13 protein-coding genes and 2 pseudogenes are annotated in these 18,483 nt (G+C 67.9%); 5 read left to right on the top strand and 10 right to left on the bottom strand.

Annotation, left to right across the window (positions count from 1 at the left end):
- Window positions 1-7: 7 nt before the first annotated feature.
- A complete protein-coding gene (locus tag MMSR116_RS14725) occupies window positions 8-667 on the bottom strand; it encodes a hypothetical protein (protein WP_010682356.1) in 660 nt (219 codons plus the stop codon).
- 246 nt (window positions 668-913) lie between these two features.
- Between MMSR116_RS14725 and MMSR116_RS14720 the strand changes: the two genes are divergently transcribed.
- Window positions 914-1,960: a radical SAM/SPASM domain-containing protein gene (locus MMSR116_RS14720; protein ID WP_010682357.1), complete on the top strand. Its 1,047-nt coding sequence runs from the start codon at window positions 914-916 to the stop codon at window positions 1,958-1,960.
- A 168-nt stretch (window positions 1,961-2,128) separates the two neighbouring features.
- Here the strand turns inward: MMSR116_RS14720 and MMSR116_RS31890 are convergent.
- Window positions 2,129-2,317 (bottom strand): annotated as a pseudogene (locus tag MMSR116_RS31890) (IS3 family transposase); the annotation flags it as partial.
- Window positions 2,318-2,424: 107 nt separating this feature from the next.
- On the bottom strand, window positions 2,425-3,573 hold the full coding sequence (locus MMSR116_RS14715; protein WP_010682358.1) for an AI-2E family transporter: 1,149 nt from the start codon (window positions 3,571-3,573) through the stop codon (window positions 2,425-2,427).
- A 335-nt stretch (window positions 3,574-3,908) separates the two neighbouring features.
- Between MMSR116_RS14715 and MMSR116_RS14710 the strand changes: the two genes are divergently transcribed.
- Genes MMSR116_RS14710 through ppk2 form a run of 3 tightly spaced genes read left to right on the top strand, consistent with a single transcriptional unit; the run spans window position 3,909 to window position 9,106 of the window.
- Entirely contained in the window at window positions 3,909-5,027 is a 1,119-nt protein-coding gene (locus MMSR116_RS14710) for an efflux RND transporter periplasmic adaptor subunit (protein ID WP_039892262.1), read from the top strand.
- Window positions 5,028-5,031: 4 nt separating this feature from the next.
- Window positions 5,032-8,220, top strand: a complete 3,189-nt coding sequence (locus MMSR116_RS14705) for an efflux RND transporter permease subunit (RefSeq protein ID WP_010682360.1) — start codon at window positions 5,032-5,034, stop codon at window positions 8,218-8,220.
- 43 nt (window positions 8,221-8,263) lie between these two features.
- Window positions 8,264-9,106, top strand: coding sequence for a polyphosphate kinase 2 (ppk2, locus tag MMSR116_RS14700; protein ID WP_039892548.1), 843 nt, complete (start codon window positions 8,264-8,266; stop codon window positions 9,104-9,106).
- Between the two features lie 37 nt (window positions 9,107-9,143).
- Here the strand turns inward: ppk2 and atpC are convergent, their stop codons facing one another.
- The 7 genes and pseudogenes from atpC to MMSR116_RS31375 form a co-directional block, all read right to left on the bottom strand.
- Complete coding sequence (atpC, locus tag MMSR116_RS14695; protein WP_010682362.1) at window positions 9,144-9,545, bottom strand: ATP synthase F1 subunit epsilon; 402 nt, start codon at window positions 9,543-9,545, stop codon at window positions 9,144-9,146.
- A 51-nt stretch (window positions 9,546-9,596) separates the two neighbouring features.
- Entirely contained in the window at window positions 9,597-10,379 is a 783-nt protein-coding gene (fabI, locus tag MMSR116_RS14690) for an enoyl-ACP reductase FabI (RefSeq protein WP_010682363.1), read from the bottom strand.
- Complete coding sequence (locus MMSR116_RS14685) at window positions 10,376-12,733, bottom strand: DUF3141 domain-containing protein (protein ID WP_010682364.1); 2,358 nt, start codon at window positions 12,731-12,733, stop codon at window positions 10,376-10,378. The genes fabI and MMSR116_RS14685 overlap by 4 nt, the downstream gene beginning before the upstream one ends.
- Window positions 12,734-12,760: 27 nt before the next feature.
- Window positions 12,761-13,264 carry a hypothetical protein gene (locus MMSR116_RS14680; RefSeq protein ID WP_039892265.1) on the bottom strand — a complete coding sequence of 168 codons (504 nt, stop codon included), beginning with the start codon at window positions 13,262-13,264 and terminating at the stop codon, window positions 12,761-12,763.
- A complete protein-coding gene (locus tag MMSR116_RS14675; protein WP_010682366.1) occupies window positions 13,194-14,498 on the bottom strand; it encodes an acetate/propionate family kinase in 1,305 nt (434 codons plus the stop codon). Before MMSR116_RS14675 ends, MMSR116_RS14680 begins: the two co-directional genes overlap by 71 nt.
- A gap of 3 nt (window positions 14,499-14,501) precedes the next feature.
- On the bottom strand, window positions 14,502-15,479 hold the full coding sequence (locus MMSR116_RS14670; protein WP_039892551.1) for a phosphate acetyltransferase: 978 nt from the start codon (window positions 15,477-15,479) through the stop codon (window positions 14,502-14,504).
- A 272-nt stretch (window positions 15,480-15,751) separates the two neighbouring features.
- Window positions 15,752-16,243: pseudogene (locus MMSR116_RS31375) on the bottom strand (IS5/IS1182 family transposase); the annotation flags it as partial.
- 1,535 nt (window positions 16,244-17,778) lie between these two features.
- Here MMSR116_RS31375 and MMSR116_RS14665 point away from each other — a divergent pair.
- Window positions 17,779-18,174, top strand: a complete 396-nt coding sequence (locus tag MMSR116_RS14665; protein WP_010682371.1) for a VOC family protein — start codon at window positions 17,779-17,781, stop codon at window positions 18,172-18,174.
- Window positions 18,175-18,483 lie beyond the last annotated feature (309 nt).

Below are 18,483 nucleotides of genomic sequence, written 5' to 3'. Positions count from 1 at the left end.
GACCGCGTCACGTCGCCAGCCGGATGAAGGCGCCGGTCACGCCATCCGTCATGTCGGGCGGATGGCTCCGGCGGAGCGTCGCGTCGAGGCCGAGACTGCGCCCGGCCGCCAGAAGGGCGAACAACCCCATCAACAGCATGAGGAAGACGTACGCCCAGGGCCATTCCTGGGTGTTGCGGTAGAGCCCGAGCCAGAGCTGCGCCACGAACAGCACGCCCACCGTTCCCGCCAGACGCACGCCGAGCCCGAGGATCATCGAGGCCGCGAAGGCGAACTCCGTCACCAGCACCACGACGTTCAGGATCAGGAAATTCGGGGCCGGCAGAGCCAGCGCCGCGATCAGATCCGCGTGGACCGCGAAGGCCGCGTCCTTGGTCTCGAGGCCGGTCCAGTAATGCAGGCCGTTCCCGGTCGAGATGGGCAACTTCCAGAACAGGTTCTGGAACCACATCAGGCCGACGAGGAACCGGGCCACGAACAGCCCGAGGTCGCGGCCGGTGCGCTGCGCAGGGTCCGCCGCCCAGGCGTAGGCGGCGGCGAGGAGGCCGCCGAGCACGAGGGCCGCCAGCAGCGCCATCGCGACCCAGCGCCACGGCCCCAAAGCGACCTGATCACCCTGCGTCGCCGCCAGGAAAGCCAAGGTATCCGAGATGGGATCAGTGCGCATGCGTCGCCTCGGCGATCCGGGGCGGCCGGTCTCGCTGTTTCGGGAGAGACCCAAAGGCCGCCGCGACACCATTCGCGCCGCACAGGCCGTGGTTACGGGCACAAGATAGCGTAGGTTGCGTCGGTGACATCAGTCATCGCGCCAGAATCGGGGTGACCATCCTGTCACCGGGATGGCCCTTCGCGCGAACGGTCAGGTGGCGCCGGGCCGGCGACCCGCCTGCGGACGCCTTCGAGGGGTTGAGTGATGAGCGACGAGTCGAGTGCCCTCGCGGGGGCGGACCGCGGCTTTTCTCTGGGCCTCGGCCTGACGAACGAGTGCAACCTCGCCTGCGCCTTCTGCTACCGCGATGAGGGCCGGGTCGATCGCCTCGCGCCCGAGCAGGTGCGCGCCGTGCTCGACCGGCTGCCCGTGCGCTCGGTCAACCTCGGTACCGGCGAGAACGGCATGCACCCGCGCTTCGCGGAGCTGCTCGCCCTTCTGGCGGACGAGCCGATCAAGCTCACCATCACGTCGAACGGCCACTCGATCGCGGTGATCGGCGACGCGCAGGTCCGGGCGTTCGCCGATGTGGAGTTCTCGATCGATTACCCGACCCGCGAAGAGCAGGACGGGCAGCGCGGCGCCGGCAATTGGGACCTCGTGATGGAGCAGGCGGCGCGATGCCGCCGGCTCGGCGTCGGCGTGACCTTCATCGCTGTGATGATGCGCTCCAACTTCGATCGCCTGCACGAGATCGCGCGGATCGCGGCCCGTTTCGACGCGCCCCTGCGGATCAATGTCTATCAGGCCGTCCGGACGGACGCCTTCGCCCTCACCTATGAGGAGTACTGGTCCGGATTCGAGCGCCTCTTCGCGGAGACCGACGCGATCGCGGTCGGCGAGCCGCTGGTGCGGGCCATGGCGGGCTTGCCCGCCCGCAGGGGCGGCTGCGGCACCGGCACCGTGCGGGTCACGCCGCGCGGCACGGTCAAGCCCTGCGTGTATTGGGACGGGACCGGGCAGAGCCTCGACGCCCTGGTCTCGGCGGGCGCGGCGATCGTCGAGACCGAGCCTTTCGTCGCGGCGCGATCGCTGCCCGCGCCCTGCAGCGGCTGCGTCCACGAAGCCGCCTGCCACGGGGGCTGCGCCGGTCGCCGGCGCCTGATGGGCCGGCACGACGCGCCGGATCCGTATTGCCCGGTCATGCGCGGCGAGAACCGCCCGCTCACCGTGCGGATGGCCGCCGCCCGGGACCTCCCGAAGCTCGAGAGTGCCTGCACCACGATCGTCCAGGCACGCAGCGCGCCTTGACGCGTTCCGGAGGAGGCGCTCAGCGCCCGTCGGCGGCGGTCGCGCCGCATCATGCCGCCGCGATCGAGCGTATTGACCTGACCGGTATTTCGAACCGGGCCAGCTGTGAGGCTACCGCATCGGAGAGCGCCCATCGTGGGTCTGAGCCTGCACCAAGTCGAAGCGTCAGACGTGGTTGCGATGGAACGGTCGCAACCGCACACACGAACCGTGCTTCAGCCAGAGGCGGCTGCGGCATCTATGTCGGCTGGGAACCGTCAGCCCATCGCGACGCCGGATGCTCTCCTCTGAGGGTCTCGAAGATCAGGCCCGATCCGTGCCGGCTTGCCAGCCGACTGCCCGCAGCGAAGCGGTGACGGTCTGTGGCGGCCCCTTCCCGGCGCGCAGCGGCATGGACGGGGATCCAGACGGCTCAACTTGAGGGGTGCCCTCGTCGGTGCGTGCGTTCGACCGAAGGGCCTCGCCTACGGTGGCATTCCTGCGTTTATCTCGTCCCGTCGGATCCACTCGACCAACAGCACGTAGCCGGTTGCCAGCAGGACCGGCCCGACGAAGAGACCGAGAAGGCCGTGAGCGATCAGGCCGCCTATGACGCCGGTTAAAATGACCGGCATGGGCACTTGCATGCCGCGTCCGAGCAGAAACGGTTTGAGGATGTTGTCGCTGAGCCCGGCACCGATGGTCCAGGCGAGGAAGATGACCGCCGGTCGTGTCGCTTCCGTCGCGAAGACATAGGCGATGATCGGCAGGGTCAGGAGGAGTGCCGGCACCTGCACGATGCAGAGGAAAAACGTCGCGAGCGTCAAAAGACCAGCGGCTGGAAGTCCGATGGCAAAGAAACCCGCGCCGAGCAGCAACGCCTGGATCACCGCGACGCCGACGATGCCCAGCGCGACGCTGCGGATCGTCGCGACGATCAGTGCTGCGAGCTGAGAACCTCGCGCCTCGTTACCGGTGGTGCGGGACAGAAATGTCCGCGAGAACTTGGCTGCACTCTCGCCATACGCGATGACCACGGCCGCAATCGCGAACGAGAGAACGAAAGAGATTTCGCTGGTCGCCAAGCCCCGCACGGCCGAGAGAAGCCAGGCCACGGGTCTCTTGAGCATTGAACCGTATCGCGCGAGAGCCAGAGGTGCGTTGGCGGCAGCGAGCGCCCATGCTTCTGCCAATCTCGGACCGACGAGCGGTGCGCGGGCGACCCAGTTCGGGGGCGGCGGCAGGGCCAGCGTCTGATTCTGAACGTCCGACAGGAACGTGTAGATCGTCGATCCGGCCGACGTCACCACCGCGATCGTGGGAACGGTGATGATGGTCCCACCGACGAACCCGATCAGCAGGGCTGACCAACGGTCGCCGATCCGGCTGAGCAGGCGCGCATGCAGCGGATATAGCATGACGGACAGGATCGCTGACCAGATCAGGACTTCGTGCAGCGGAAAGATGATGCGGCCACATGCATAGACCAGCGCTGCCGCCAGTCCGATCCGGATCGCGGCTTCGACCACCGTGGCCCGTGCGTCTTCGCGATCACGGCCGGGCACACGCGAGTCCCTGTCGTCCTGCCCGATGATGCGGCCCGGTGGGGCGCCGGAATTCCGCTCGACGAGCACGGGGTGAGGAGTCTCGAACATAGCTGTCCAGGCCGAGTATGTCGGTCGGCTTCAGCGACAACGGCAGGAGACCTCAGCCGGCGATCGAGGGGGCGTGCTCAGATCAGCTTCCGACCTTGTTCCCGCGCGAGCGTAGCCACGATCCCTATCATCGAACCACGGACGAGATCGTCTTTGCGCTAGCTCAACATCTCGCGCGCGACAGGCCCTTCACCAGATTTCATCAGTCGATCGGCAGCGACGGGAACTCTGATGTGTCCCGTTCGATCAAGCGTAAGTTCTCAGAACCGGAAAAATTGCGGTCCGCAGCCTCACGAGGAGACCGAGGCTTGGCCATGAACCGCTTGCTCACGCTCTCGCTGGCTGCCCTTCTGACCGCCGGCCTCGGCCCGTCGGTTCGCGGCGAGGGTGAGCCGAACGCGGCCTTGGCGGTCGGAACCGTCACGGCGCAGCTCAAGGCCTTGGACAAGGCGCTGGACTTCGTCGGTCGGGTCGAGGCGGTGGGTCGCGTCGAGGTCCGCGCCCGTGTCACCGGCTATCTCGAGGCCGTCCTGTTCAAGGAGGGGGATCCGGTCAAGGCGGGAACCCCCCTCTATCGGATCGAGCGTGACCTGTTCGTGGCCGCCGTCAGGCAGGCCGAAGGCGCCCTGGAGCGCGGTAAGGCGGCCCAGGCTCTGGCCGCCATTCAGTTGCAGAGGGCGCAGGAGCTGCTCGACCGCAATTCGGGGACCGTCGTGGCCCGCGACCAGGCACGCGCCTCCCTCGATCAGGCGAAGGGCGCCGTCACGGGCGACGAGGCCAACCTCCAGACCGCCCGCATCAATCTCGGCTACACAGACATCGTCGCCCCCATCGCCGGCCAGATCGGCCGCACGAGCGTGACGAAGGGCAACGTTGTCGGACCCGACAGCGGCGTGCTGACCACGATCGTCAGTCAGGACCCGATCTACGTCACCTTCCCGGTGAGCCAGCGCGAATTCCTGGGCTACCAACAGGGCGCGAAGAGCCCGGACCGCAGCAAGGTCGGGGTCCGGATCCGATTCCAGGACGGCTCGGACTACGGCCAGCTGGGCCGGGTCGACTTCGTCAACATCAGCGTCGACCGCACGACCGACACGGTCCTGGTCCGCGCCGTCATGCCGAACCCGGCGGGTGCCTTGCGCGACGGGCAGCTGGTCCGGGTCGCGCTGCAGATCGGCAAGCCTGACCAGAAGGTCGTGGTTCCGCAAGCCGCGCTCATCGCCGATCAGGGCGGCGTCTACGTCTTCGTTGTCGAGGACGGGCGGGCCGTGATCCGGCGGGTCAAGCCCGGTGCCGGCGGCACCGGCCCGGATGCGGTCATCGACGACGGCCTATCGGGTGGGGAACTCGTCATCGTGGACGGCTTGCAGCGCGTGCGGCCCGGGATCGCCGTGCAGGCGAACCCGATCGCCCAGCCAGCCAGCGGAATCTGAGACCATGTTCTCGGCGATCTTCGTCGACCGGCCGCGCCTCTCGGTGGTCATCGCGATCGTCACGTCGATCGCCGGAGCGCTGGCGCTCTACACCATCCCGGTCGCGCAGTACCCCGATATCGTGCCGCCCCAGGTTTCGGTCACGACGACCTATCCCGGGGCCTCCGCCGCGGTGGTGGAATCCACGGTCGCCCAGCCCATCGAGTCGCAGGTCGTGGGCGTCGACAAGATGATCTACATGAAGAGCGTCAGCGGCAACGACGGCAGCTACACGCTCACCGGGTCGTTCGAGCTGGGCACCGATCCGGACATCAACGCCGTCAACGTCAACAACCGGGTCCAGATCGCCCTCGCCAAGCTGCCCGAAGACGTGCGCAAGCAGGGCGTCACGGTCAAGAAGAAATCCTCCGCGCTGCTCGGCGTGCTGGCGGTCTACTCGCCCCAGGCCATGCAGGACCCGCTGTTCATCTCGAACTACGTCACGATTAACCTGCTCGACCGGATCAAGAGCACGCCCGGCGTCGGCGACGCGACGCTGTGGGGGCCGCAGGATTACGCGATGCGGGCCTGGGTGCGGACCGACCAGCTCACCGGCCTCAACCTCACCACGGGCGACGTCATCGGGGCGCTGCGGGCGCAGAACGTGCAGGCGCCGGTGGGGCGGATCGGCGCCCGGCCGATCTCCGACGAGCAGCAGCTCCAGCTGAGCATCCAGACGCAGGGGCGCCTGAACTCCGCGGAGCAGTTCCGCGACGTCATCCTGCGCACCAACCCGGATGGATCCGTGCTGCGGCTCGGCGACGTCGCCCGGGTCGAACTCGGCGCGGCCAACCTTGACCGGGAGACGCGTCTGAACGGTAGCCCGGCCACCGTCATCGCGATCTACCAGTCGCCCGGGGCGAACGCTCTGGCGACCCTGAAGGAGGTCGAGCGGCGGGTCGGGGCGCTCGCGAAGGCCTTCCCCGAGGGGCTCGCCTGGAAGGTGACCTATGACCCGACCGCCTTCATCACCGAGACGGTCCACGAGGTCCGGAAGACCCTTGTCGAGGCCTTCGTGCTGGTCGTGGTGGTGGTATTCCTGTTCCTCGGCAGCCTGCGCGCGACGCTGATTCCGACGCTGGCCGTGCCCGTCAGCCTGATCGGGACCTTCATCGCCCTGAAGGCGGTGGGCTACTCGGCGAACTCCGTCTCGCTGCTCGCCCTGGTGCTCGCCATCGGGATCGTGGTCGACGACGCCATCGTGGTCGTCGAGAACGTCGAGCGCGTGATGGAGGAACACCCGGAGCTGTCGCCCCGGGAGGCCACCAAGCGGGCGATGAGCGAGATCACGGCGCCGATCATCGCGATCACCCTGGTCCTGCTCTCGGTCTTCGTGCCGGTCGCCTTCGTGCCCGGGATCTCGGGCGAGCTGTTCCGGCAATTCGCGGTCGCCGTCGCCGTCGCGATGCTGATCTCGGCGCTGAACGCGCTGACCCTGTCGCCGGCTCTGTGCGGCGTGCTGCTGCGACCGCATCAGGGCCCCCGCCGCGGCATCATGGGCGCCATCATGCGGGCGATCGACTGGGTGCGCGACGGCTACGGCGCGGTCGTGGCGCGGATCGTCCGCCTCTCCGTCATCGGCCTCGTGCTCGCCGGCGCGGCCGCCTACGGCGCGGTCCAGCTCGCCAGGACGACGCCCACGGGCTTCCTGCCGGAGGACGATCAGGGCGCCTTCTTCGTCGTGGTGCAGCTCCCCGAAGGCGCCGCGGTCGGGCGGACCTCCGAGGTGGTCGCCAAGGCCGAGGAGATCCTGCGGCAGGAGCACGTGGTCGCCGACACGACATCGGTGATCGGTCTCAATTTCATCGACAACTACTCGCAGGGCAACGCCGCCTTCCTGGTCGTGACCCTCAAGCCCTTCGAGGACCGCACCGGCGCCGGGGACGGAGCCGCGGCCGTCATCGCGCGGCTCGGCCGGCGATTCCGGGAGATCCCAAGCGGGACCGTGGTTCCTCTGGCACCGCCGCCGATCATCGGCCTCGGCACGGGCGGCGGCTTCGCCTACGTCCTTGAGGATCTGCGCGGCGGCGACCCGAAAGACCTCGCCCAGGTCGTGCGCGGGCTGATCGTGGCGGCGAACGAGGAACCGAAGCTCAACCGCGTCTTCAGCACCTTCTCGGCCACGAACCCGTCGGTGTTCCTCGATATCGACCGCGACAAGGTCCAGATCCTCGGCGTGCCCCTGGACAACGTGTTTCAGGCACTGCAGGCCTCCCTCGGCGGCTACTACGTCAACGATATCAACCTGTTCGGCCGTACCTGGCAGGTTCAGGTTCAGGCCGAGGCGGCCGATCGGGCGCGGATCGACGACATCTACCGGATCAACGTGCGCAACAAGGACGGCGAGATGGTGCCGCTGCGCTCGCTGGCGGAGGCGCGGATCGTGGTCGGGCCACCCGCGCTGATCCGCTACAACAACCTGCGGGCGGTCACCGTGCAGGGCTCTCCGGCGCCCGGAGTCTCGTCGGGTCAGGCGCTCGCCACCGTGGAGGCGGTCGCGGGCAAGACCTTGCCGGCGGGGTTTGCGGGCGAGTGGACCGATACGGCGTTCCAAGAGAAGCGGGCCGAGGGCAAGACAGCCATCATCCTCGGATTCGCGATCCTGTTCGCGTTCCTGTTCCTGGTCGGCCTCTACGAGAGCTGGACGATCCCCGTGCCGGTGCTGCTGTCGGTCACCGTCGGGATCCTGGGCGCCTACGCGGCGATGGTCTGGGGCGGCGTGACCCTCGATCTCTACGCTCAGATCGGCATAGTGGTGCTGATCGGCCTGGCCGCCAAGAACGGCATCCTGATCGTCGAGTTCGCCAAGGAGCAGCGCGAGCGGGGCGTACCGCTCCACGAAGCGGCGACCGAGGGCGCGCGCCTGCGCTTCCGGCCGGTGATGATGACCTCCTTCGCCTTCATCCTCGGCCTGTTTCCGCTCGTCATCGCCGTCGGCGCCTCGCAACTCGCCCGGCGCAACGTGGGGACGCCCGTCTTCGGCGGCATGATCGCCGCGTCGTTCCTCGGCATCTTCGTGATCCCGCCCCTCTACGTGCTGTTCCAGAGCCTGCGCGAGCGGGCCTGGAGCCTCGTGGGCGGGAAAGGCCACCGACACGAGCCAGCAGAGTCAGCAGAGCCGGTCGGGACGCAGGAGCACATGCCGGCCGAATGACCGCGTGCGGTCGTGCCGGGCAGGATGGGGAGGCCCAGCCATGATGGACGAGGCGACGCAGGTCCGGGAATTCGTACAGGACGACGAAGCCGCCGACGACGGGCAGGCGCATCCCAAGCTCAAGCGCAAGGCGTACGAGCGGGAATTGAGTGCGTTGCAGGTGCAACTCTGTCACCTGCAGGATTGGGTCCGGAAGACCGGGGCGCGCATCATCGTGGTCTTCGAGGGTCGCGATGCCGCCGGCAAGGGCGGCACAATCAAGGCCCTCACTGAGCGGGTGAGCCCAAGGGTGTTCCGCGTCACTGCGCTGCCGGCGCCATCAGACCGGCAGAAGACCCAGATGTTCGTGCAGCGCTACATCGAGCACTTCCCGGCGGCCGGCGAGATCGTGGTCTTCGACCGGAGCTGGTACAACCGCGCGGGCGTCGAGCATGTGATGGGCTTTTGCAGCGCAGCGGAACGCCGCCGCTTCCTCGAACTCTGTCCGCAGATCGAGCGCTTCATCGTCGGCGGCGGAACGCAGCTGATCAAGTTCTGGCTCGAAGTGGGCAGGAAGGAGCAGAAGCGCCGCTTCCTGGCCCGGATCGACGACCCTCTCCGGCAGTGGAAGCTCAGCCCGATGGACCTCGAGTCCTACAGTCGCTGGTACGACTACTCGATCGCGCGCGACGAGATGCTCGCCGCGACCGATATCGACGAGGCCCGATGGCACATCGTCCGCTCGGACGACAAGCGGCGGGCCCGGCTCAACTGCATCGCCCATCTGCTTCACCTGATTCCCTACAAGGAGGTGAAGCGCGAGGCCGTGACCTTGCCGAAGCGCATCAAGGACAGGGCCTATGACGACGCCCTCAACGCGGGGCACTTCGTTCCAGAGCGATACTGAAAGGGCAACGGCGAGCACCCGCGCGAAGGTCGGTCCGTCAAAGTTCAAGCCCGGCCTTGAACTCTTCGAGGCGGGCGATCGAGACATCGAATCCGGCCCGTGTCGCCTCATCGCGGGTGGCGTCCCGCTGCGTCTGGAGCTGCAGGATCTCCGCGTCGATCTGATCGCCGGTCAGTTCCTCGACGGCGAGGACCCGCTCGGCGAGGATCGTCACCCGCTTGGCCGTGACCTCCGCCAGGGCCCCCCGCACGAAGGCCCGGCGGCCGGTTCCGGCGGCATCGATCGCGAACACGATGCCGGGGTGCAGCGCCGTCACGAGGTGCTGGTGGCCGGGCATGACCGTCATGTCACCCTCGACGCCCGGAAGGACGACGGAGCGGACCTCGCCCGCGAAGACGACCCGCTCGGGAGAGATCAGTTCGGCGAAAAGGTCAGTCATCGTGCTGCGCTCCGTCGCGCGCGGGCACGCCGGCACAGGGGCCGGTGCGCGTCACGCCATGATGCTGAGGCCGCCGTCCACGTGCACGGTCATGCCCGTCAGGTGGGCGGCGTAGGGGGTCGTCAGGTAGGCCGCGGTGAGGCCGACATCGTCGATGTCGACGAGTTCGCCGATCGGTGCGCGCTGCACGGCCTCCGCCAGCAGAACGTCGAAATCCTTGAGGCCCGACGCCGCCCGCGTCTTGAGAGGGCCGGGCGAGACCGCGTGGACTCGGATCGCTTGGCCGCCCAGCTCGTAGGCGAGGTACCGGACCGCGCTCTCCAGAGCCGCCTTCACGGGACCCATCAGGTTGTAGTTCGGGACGACCTTCGTGGCGCCGTGGTAGCTCATGGTGAGGAGCGTGCCGCCGTCCCGCATCAGGGGTGCGGCGAGCCGCGCCATGTGGATGAAGGAGTGGCAGGACACGTCCATGGCGATCTTGAAGCCCTCGGACGAACTGTCGACGAGCCGGCCCTGAAGATCCTCCCTCGGCGCGAAAGCGATCGAATGCAGGGCGATGTCGAGGCTGCCCCAGGTCTCGGTCAGCTGGTGGAATACGGATTCAAGATCCCCTTCCCTCTGGACATCGCAGGGGACCAGGACCGAGGCCCCGAGCTCCCGCGCCAGAGGCTCCACGAAGGGCTTCGCCCGCTCGTTCAGGTAGGTCAGAGCCAGCTCCGCTCCGAGTTGGCGGAAGACCCTGGCACAGCCAAACGCGATGGAGTGCGCGTTCGCGACGCCGAGCACGAGGGCGCGCTTGCCGGCCAGCGCGTTGCCGTCAGGGATCCGGGTCATCGGCGCGCCCTCTGCGACCGGTCCGGGCGGGTGCGGCGCCCGGGCACCTGCGGTGCGGCGCCAGCCGCGGCGGCCTGTACGGGAAGGGGCTCCCGCGCCAGCAAACGCCGGAACTCGGGCATCAGCGCCTTTTGCCCGCCGTCGAAGTTCATGTGCTCCGCGAGCCGCTCAAGGATCTCCAGGAGCCGTCGACGGTCCTCCGCCGTCCGCACGAGTGTCGGCAGAGTCGCGAGGGCGCGTTCGGGCTCGTGCTGGACGATGTAGGATTGCTGCCGAACGATTCGCCGCGCCGCCTCGGCCGGCCGCCCGAGGAGGCCGATCTCCCGGCCGACGAGTTCGCGGATGCGCTTGGCGGTCGAGAGCCGCTTCTCGCGGCTTCCGCGGCGGGCAATCAGCAAGCCTGCCCGGACCGCGGCTTCGACCAGTCCACCCTCCTCGATCCGGACGAGCGCCTCCGCGACGGCCGAGGGTTTGCCCGCCGCCTCAGAAACGGCAGGCGCGCCCGGTTCGGCAGGCACCGCGAGGCTCGCCGGGCCGTAGACCGCGTAGAACGTGTTCTCCACCGCGGCGTCGCGCAAGTGCTGATACAGGTCCCAGACGGCCGAGATGCCGGCCGCCGCGAGCCGCTCAGTGGCGACGCTCGGACCGGTTTCGTCGCGGGGCGCCCGATGAGCCCGCGTGAACTCCGCCCACCCCTTCACCGGCGCCAGCCAGGGATTCAGGTCCGAGATCGCCCAACGCCGCGCCCGGAGCGGGTGAAGCGCGCGGGCGACCCGTGCCGCCTCCGGCGACACGAGGGCTGCGAGCAGCGGATGCGCGAACGTCTCGTAGAGCGCGGCATTCAGCTGCGAAACCCGCTCCACGGCGCCGAACGGGATCTCGTCCCGCCGGGCGTATTTCTGCAGCGCCTGCAGGTCTTCGACCCGCCGCTCCGCCAGCACCACATCGTATTGGGCCGCTCCGCCCGCGCGCGTCTCCTCGATCCGCATCCCGTAGAGGCCCGGCGGCAGGTGCTCGATATATTCGAGCAGGTCGACGATCTGGGCGTGCTCGCGCCGCGCGACGGCCGCCGAGACGAAGATGCCGAGATGCCCGACGCTCTCGTGCATCAGCCCCACGATCACCTGGCCGCTCGCCTTGAGGTCCTCCGTGGTCGGGTAGAGGTCGGCGATCCAGTTGAAGGCCTGCTGCGGCGGCGTGATGTTGTCGCCGAGCGACGCGAACAGGATGATCGGCGCGCGGATCGCGCGGAGGTCGAAGGCCTTGCCCTCGGCCCACTCGGCGCGGCCCGCGGCGAGGCGGTTGCCGACGAACAGGTTGTCGACGATCCAGCGGATCTCGTCCCGGTTCATGAGGAAGTAGCCGCCCCACCAGCGCTCGAAATCGAGGTAGCGCCCCGGTTCGGTGTCGATCTTGGAATAGAGCGTGTAGTTCTTTCCGAAGAACGTGTTGGCCGGGTTCAGGTATTCGAAGTTGTCGACGAGGTGGGCCCCGTCGAATTTGCCACCGCCCAGATCGCTCGCGAGCAGTGCCGTCCAGCTTCCGCCGAGCATGCCGCCCGCGTAGCGCATCGGGTTCTCGGCGTCGTTGCCGGCCCAGTACGACATCGGGGCGCCGTTCACCACGATAGGACCTGCGCCATCGGAGTCGAGCGCGCCGACCAGCATGGCGGCCCAGCCGCCCTGGCAATTGCCGACGATGACCGGCTTGCCTCGGGTGGCATGCCGCGACCGCACGATGCGCACGAACTCGGCTTCCGCCCGCGCGACATCGGCAAGGGTCTGCCCATCGACCGGGTCGGGAAAGAAGATGACCACGTAGACGGGATGCCCCGCCCTGAGCGCTACCCCGACCTCGGATTCGGCCTTGAAGCCCCCGATCCCGGGCCCGTGGCCGGCCCGAGGATCGATGATCACGAAGGGCCGCTTGTCGGGATCGGTGTGCGTGCCCGGCGGCGGCGCGATGCGCGCGAGCGCGTAGTTGACCGGGCGCTCGAATGTCCGGCCGTCGGCCACGACCTCCCAATCGAAGGCCAGCAGGGGCGGCTTGCCGGCCTTCTCATGGTCCAGCCACCCGTTGCCGCGCTGCCGGAGCGTGTCCCAGAACAGCAGCGACCGCTGGGGGAAGTCGGTCCAGTACCGCGCGGCGTCGCTCCAGGCCTGAAGCGGCGTGAGCGGCCGAGTGGCGTCGAGCCATGTCTGGGCCGCCCGACCCATCGTGTCGAAGTAGCTCTGCGCGGCGGCCGCGCAGCGGCCCTGGTAAACATCCGCAATGTGTCTCTGGAGGGCGAAGAGACTGGGGAGTGACGCGTGTCCCCTCGCGGAAGTGGAGGCCTGTGTCCGCTCTTCGGTCATGATTGCCGTCCCGAGCCGTCCTGGACATCACACGTGGAGCTTTTCCCAAGTGAGAAAGAAGCCCACGTCACCCGGCATGCCGTCCGGCCAGTCGACGATCATCGCCGCCAGGCCGTAACCGAGGGGCTGCAACCGCTCGCGCCAGAACTCGTAAGCTTGACGTGGCCGGCCGGTCAGGGTCTCGGACCAGTCAGCCTCCGTGTTGTTGATCGCCCGTCCGCCGTCGCTGCACATCGCGTTCGGAAAGCGCATCACCAGCAGCTCGTTCTTGCCCTGCTCGGCCGCGATCCTCAGCTTGTGCAGAAGCGGCCGCGTGATCTCCTGCACCCGCTCGGGCGTGAGTTCGATGGTTTTGGACAGGGTCTTGATCAGTTCATCTCGCGCCTTGCTCGCCTGATCCTCGGCCTTCATGTCCTTCATGGCTTTGGCGGCCTTCAACTTGGCCGTGTACGCGCCGAGTTCAGCGGCCGACATGAAGGTTTCGTCGGCGAGTTCGAGATCGGTCGGCGGCCTCGTTTTCAACGCTTCCATGGCGATCTCCCGTTGCTCGTAGGGTCGGCCGCGGCCGGCTGCTTTCGTGCTGGGCCAGCACCGCGCGCGTGCCGCGCGCGATCATCAGTTCCTCGTCGGTCGGGATGACCCAGGCGGACGGCCCGGAGCCGCGGGTCACGCGCGGGCTGCCGGACGCATTGGCCGCCTCGTCGAGGGTGAACCCCGCCCAGGCGGCACCCCGCAGGACCTCGGCGCGGGTGGCGGCGTCGTTCTCGCCGATCCCCGCCGTGAAGATGAGGGCGTCGATGCCGCCCAGCGCCGCCACTAGGGAGCCGAGTTCCCGTCCGATCCGGTAGACGAACAGGTCGATGGCGCGGCGGGCATCGGGGTCGGTCACCGCGACGCTGCGCAGCGTGCGCATGTCGTTCGAGATTCCCGAGACGCCAAGCAGCCCCGACTGGGTGTAGAGCATGCGCTCCGCCTCGTCCGGGCCGAGCTTCATCTCGCGCAGCATGTAGAACACGACGCCGGCATCGAGGCTGCCGCAGCGCGTGCCCATGGGCAGCCCGTCGAGGGCGGAGAAGCCCATCGTGGTCGCGACGCTGGCGCCGCGGTTCAGGGCACACAGGCTGGCGCCGCTGCCGAGATGCGCGACGATCACGCGTCCTGCGGCCAGGGCCGGGTCGTACTCCGCCAGCACCGAGGCGATGTAGGCGTAGGACAGGCCGTGGAAGCCGTAGCGCCGCACGCCGCGCTCGATCATCGCGTGCGGCACGGCGAAGAGCCGGGCGATCTCCGGCTGGCCGGCATGGAAGGCCGTGTCGAAGCAGGCGATCTGGGGCAGGTCGGGGAGGCGCCGCTGCAGGATCCGGATCGGTTCGAGGTTGTGCGGCTGGTGAAGGGGGGCGAGCGGAACCAGCCGCTCGAGGGCTTCCAGGACCTGGGTGTCCACCCGCACGGGCTCGGAATAGGTCGTGCCGCCGTGGACGATCCGATGTCCTGCGGCGATCAGCCGAAAGCCGCCGCTTTGCTCGCCGAGCCACGCCGACACGTGCAGCAGCGCTTCCTCGTGGCCGAACGCCCCCCCGCGATCGAACCTCGCCTCGGCGACCACCGAGCCGGTGCCGTCCCGGATGATCAGATGGGCGGACCCGCCGAGGCCTTCGAAGAGGCCCCTGAAGAGGCGGCACGGGCCCGCTGCATCGTCGGACGCGAAGACCTGGAACTTCAGGCTCGACGAGCCCGCGTTCAGCACGAGCAGGACCGGGGTCATCGGCTAGACCTCGGGCAGCAGACGCGCGGTCCGCTGCGCGGCTGCGAACAGCGCGGCGACCGCGCAGGAGGCGAGCCGCGTCACGCGGGAATCGGCCCGGCTCGTCAGGATGATCGGGACCCGGGCCCCGAGCACGATGCGCGCGGCATCGGCGCCGGCCAGGAAGGTCAGGCTCTTGGCCAGCATGTTGCCGGCTTCGAGATTGGGAACGACGAGGATGTTGGCCTGGCCGGCTACGGGTGAGCGGATCTTCTTGATCCGGGCCGCTCCGAAGTCGATGGCGTTGTCGAGGGCGAGCGGCCCGTCCAGCAAGGCTCCCGTGATCTGGTCCCGGTCGGCCATCTTGCAGAGGGCGGCGGCATCGAGCGTCGAGGGCACCTTCGGGTTGACGGTCTCCACGGCCGAGACGATGGCGACCCGAACCCTCTCGACGCCCAGGGCGTGCGCGAGATCGATGGCATTCTGCGTGATGTCGCGCTTCTCCGCGAGCGTTGGCGCGATGTTGATGGCGGCGTCGGTCACGATGAGGGGCGTCGCATGCCCCGGCACATCCATGACGAAGCAGTGGCTGATGCGGCGGGCGGTGCGCAGACCGCTGTCCGGGCGGACCACGGCGGCCATGAGTTCGTCGGTGTGGAGGCTGCCCTTCATCAGCGCCTCGGCCTCGCCGGCACGTACGAGGGCGACAGCCCGGGCTGCAGCGTCATGGCTGTGAATGGCGTCCACGCGGCGATGGGCACTGGGGTCCGCACCGAGGGCAGCCGCGACCGCGCCGATCTTGCCCGGCGGCCCTACCAGGATGGGCTCGATAAGACCGAGTGCCGCCGCTTCGAGGGCGGCCCCGAGCGAGGCCTCATCGCAAGGGTGAGCAACCGCCACCCGCAGCTTCGGCAGCGCCTTGGCGGTAGCGATCAGCCGGTCGTACTTGTCGTGGCGGCGCGTTTCCACCGATGGCCGCTCGGAAGCCAAGGTCGGCACCATCATTCCTCCTGGCGCAACGCACACGTACGCCGCCGCGGCCGATGGCCTGTTGAGCGAGATCAAGTGGTCAAGCACCACCGCCGCGAAGACGCCCCGCAGTGTATGGCTGCCGAGGCTGAATGCTTGATCGGCTGAGACAGCTTAGCGGGCCTGCCATATCAGGAAATTTATCCAAGTCGCTCTGTCGAGATCGAACTGATCACGGGCGTTCATCGTCAGATATTTTGAGACGGTTTGTGTTTTTCAGCCACGAAGGCAGTGCTGGCGGCCGGTCGAGCTATCTGCGGTGTGATGCTGCCGGCGCCATTTCGCGCCGGCGCGAAGACGGTCGTCGCCGTTATCGGCGTGCAGCTTGTCCGGGCTGGGCTGCGGGCGGCGATGCTGGCCGGTGCGCCCCATCGGCGCCGTGTCGACGGTCGCCGCCAGCCTACGGCTGTCGTTGCAGTTGGCCCCGGGGTTTGGGTCAGGCCGATGGTTCGACAGCATAATCAGGAGGGGCGTGCCCCGGCGACCACGACGCGATGGCGCTTCGTCCACGGCGTGCCCCGATCCGTCGGGTTCGGCCCTGACACAGGCTGCCTGCCACGTGCCGAGCCGCCGCCAACTCGTCTTGCCGCTGCAGCCCGGCTCAAAACGCGGCCGGTGCTTCCAGTGCAGGCCCGTGTGCCGCACAAGAATGATCCCCGCCAGCGCCGGTCGGTCTGGGGCGCGCGGTCGGCTGCCTTTCGACTTTTCAAGCTCGGCTGATGCGGCTCGATCCCCACCCGGAGGTCGTCGGAAGCGAACGCGTCTCCGCCCGCCCGACGCGCTCAGGGCGGCGTTATTCGGCGTTCGTTAAGCCTTCGGTAACGATTGCCATTCAGGCTTGCCGCCTTCAGCCCCACAATGGGCTGCCAATCCACGCCCGTCCTATGTGCTCACCGAAGCTCGCCGGGCGGGCGTGGATGTCCGGTTCTTGCACCATGCGGGGGTCGAGGCCTTCCTCCCTCCACGGACGCGCCGATTCGTCCATCAAGCGACGTGATCGGGCGTAGAGGAATCCAGAAAAATTTGAACCGTTTCATCGAGAGCTGCATTGCGTGCGGTCGGCTCCGGTCGACCTCCACGCCCGTAGACTGGTGTGTCCCTCAAGCTGCTAGCGCGGGCGTGGATGCCAAGATCTGGTCTGGCAGAACGGCAGCCGTTTTCGCGTTTCAAAAGCCGGGCCGTCGCGCGTTCGGAAGGCTTCTAGCCGAAACTCTCCGTCACCCAATCGGGTCTCAGCCCGCGATGCACCCCGGTCTGCGCGGTTCCAAACCCGTGATTATTGAATTTTGGAGCGTTCGCGAGCTGAAATACTTATCGAGGCTGCCGGCTGATACGTCACGCTCGTGGCAGTCGGCCTCGGCGGTTTGGTGCCGATTGGCATTCCATTCGGTTCGATCGTCGCATAGTATCCAGGAAAGACAGACGGGTCCTTCACTCGTCGTTACCGCAGCGCTCCCTGACGGCGGATCCGCATAACGGTCTCTCGCGGCTCTCTATAGTTTATAGTCGCAGCAAAGCCGGCTCCCAGTGCTGTCGGACGCGTGCAGGCCTGGACTTTCGAGCCCTCCGGTCTCGTCGTCGCGGGTCTGCTCCACGGCTTCCTGGTGTCGAACCGAGCGCACCAGGTCGGGACAGTCGGGAGCGACGGGGCTGGAAGAAACTTGCGGGGCGGTGCGTGCGGCGCCGCGAATGCAGGCGTTCATGGCCGATCTGCGACGATGCGGAGAGCCTCGGTCGCGCGGGCCCCCGCCGCAGCCTCATGGATGCAAGCAACCGATGGACGTTTTCGCTCCTCCGCGGATTGGAGTCCGAAGCCTCGGCCTCGGCGTCCGCGGCGAAGCGGTCCTCCGTCCGCTCCAGCTCGACCGTCGGCGATGCGATCCGGCGGCTGATGCTCGTCTCGGACATGGAGGCCGCGTCGGCGCCACTCCGGTCGCTGAGGTGGACGGGCGCAATCTCGCGCATCCGGCTCGCCCGAAGGCATTGACCACCAACGCGCAATATCAGCCGGCTAACCTTCGCGTCTGTCCCGTGCCCGAAGCTTCATGCCGGTAAGCGGGGGGCGGCATTTCGGCTATCAATTCAACAGTCTCAACAGTCGAAGCCTATCAGAGAAGCAACGTTTCGCATCAGCGCCATCGCGGGGTTGTCATTTGTCGTGCTTCGCCCCTTGCAGCATGATTGTCAGAGCCGCCGCGCGATCGATCGGACGCTCGAATGAGCCGAGGACCGGTCAAGCCACGGGCATGCCACCCTCATGGGGGTTAAGCTCATGATCGGATACGTGACCCTCGGAACGAAAGATCTGAAGCGAGCGGCTCAGTTTTATGACGCCCTGGCTCATGAGCTGGGTGCCGGTCGCACCATGGAGAGCGACGACTTCATTGCCTGGGGGGAGAGCGGCGGGGGAGCAGGCATCTGCTTGACCAAACCTTTCGACGGCAATCCGGCCACGGTCGGCAATGGCGTGATGGTTGCGCTTGGCGCCAAGGATCGCGAGCAAGTGGCCCGATTGCACAGGCTGGCGCTCGATCTTGGCGGCAGCAGCGAGGGCGGGCCGGGGGTGCGCGGCAACTACTACGTGGCCTACTTCCGTGACCTCGATGGCAACAAGCTCAACGCCTTCGTTACGCGGTGGCAGCGCGACAACGCTCCCTTGAATAAGTAGCTGACGCCGTCTCTAGAGCGTCGAACCTTGCCGGCAGCAAGGATACCCTTCGTGGTGCTCTACGGATCGCCGCCCTGGGACCTTTTGATACGACGATCCGTGAGAGCCTGCGCGACACCACCGGCGGAAGCGATGGCGGTGGCGCGGATCGCGGCGCTGGTTCGGGCGAGGTCGGCCGAGGGGGCATCCAGCTTAACCTTCACGGCGGCCGTGCCGGCGGCTTCGGATGGCACCGACCGCGCTCCGCGCCTCGGCTTCTTGCGGGCTTTGGCGGCTGCTTGGACTGTCTTGCTGCAGGCATTGATGAGG

Origin of the sequence: Methylobacterium mesophilicum SR1.6/6 (assembly GCF_000364445.2) — a bacterium.
Taxonomy (GTDB): Bacteria; Pseudomonadota; Alphaproteobacteria; order Rhizobiales; family Beijerinckiaceae; genus Methylobacterium; species Methylobacterium mesophilicum_A.
Note: the sequence above shows the minus strand (reverse complement) of the source record. Positions and strands in the feature narration are given on the sequence as shown.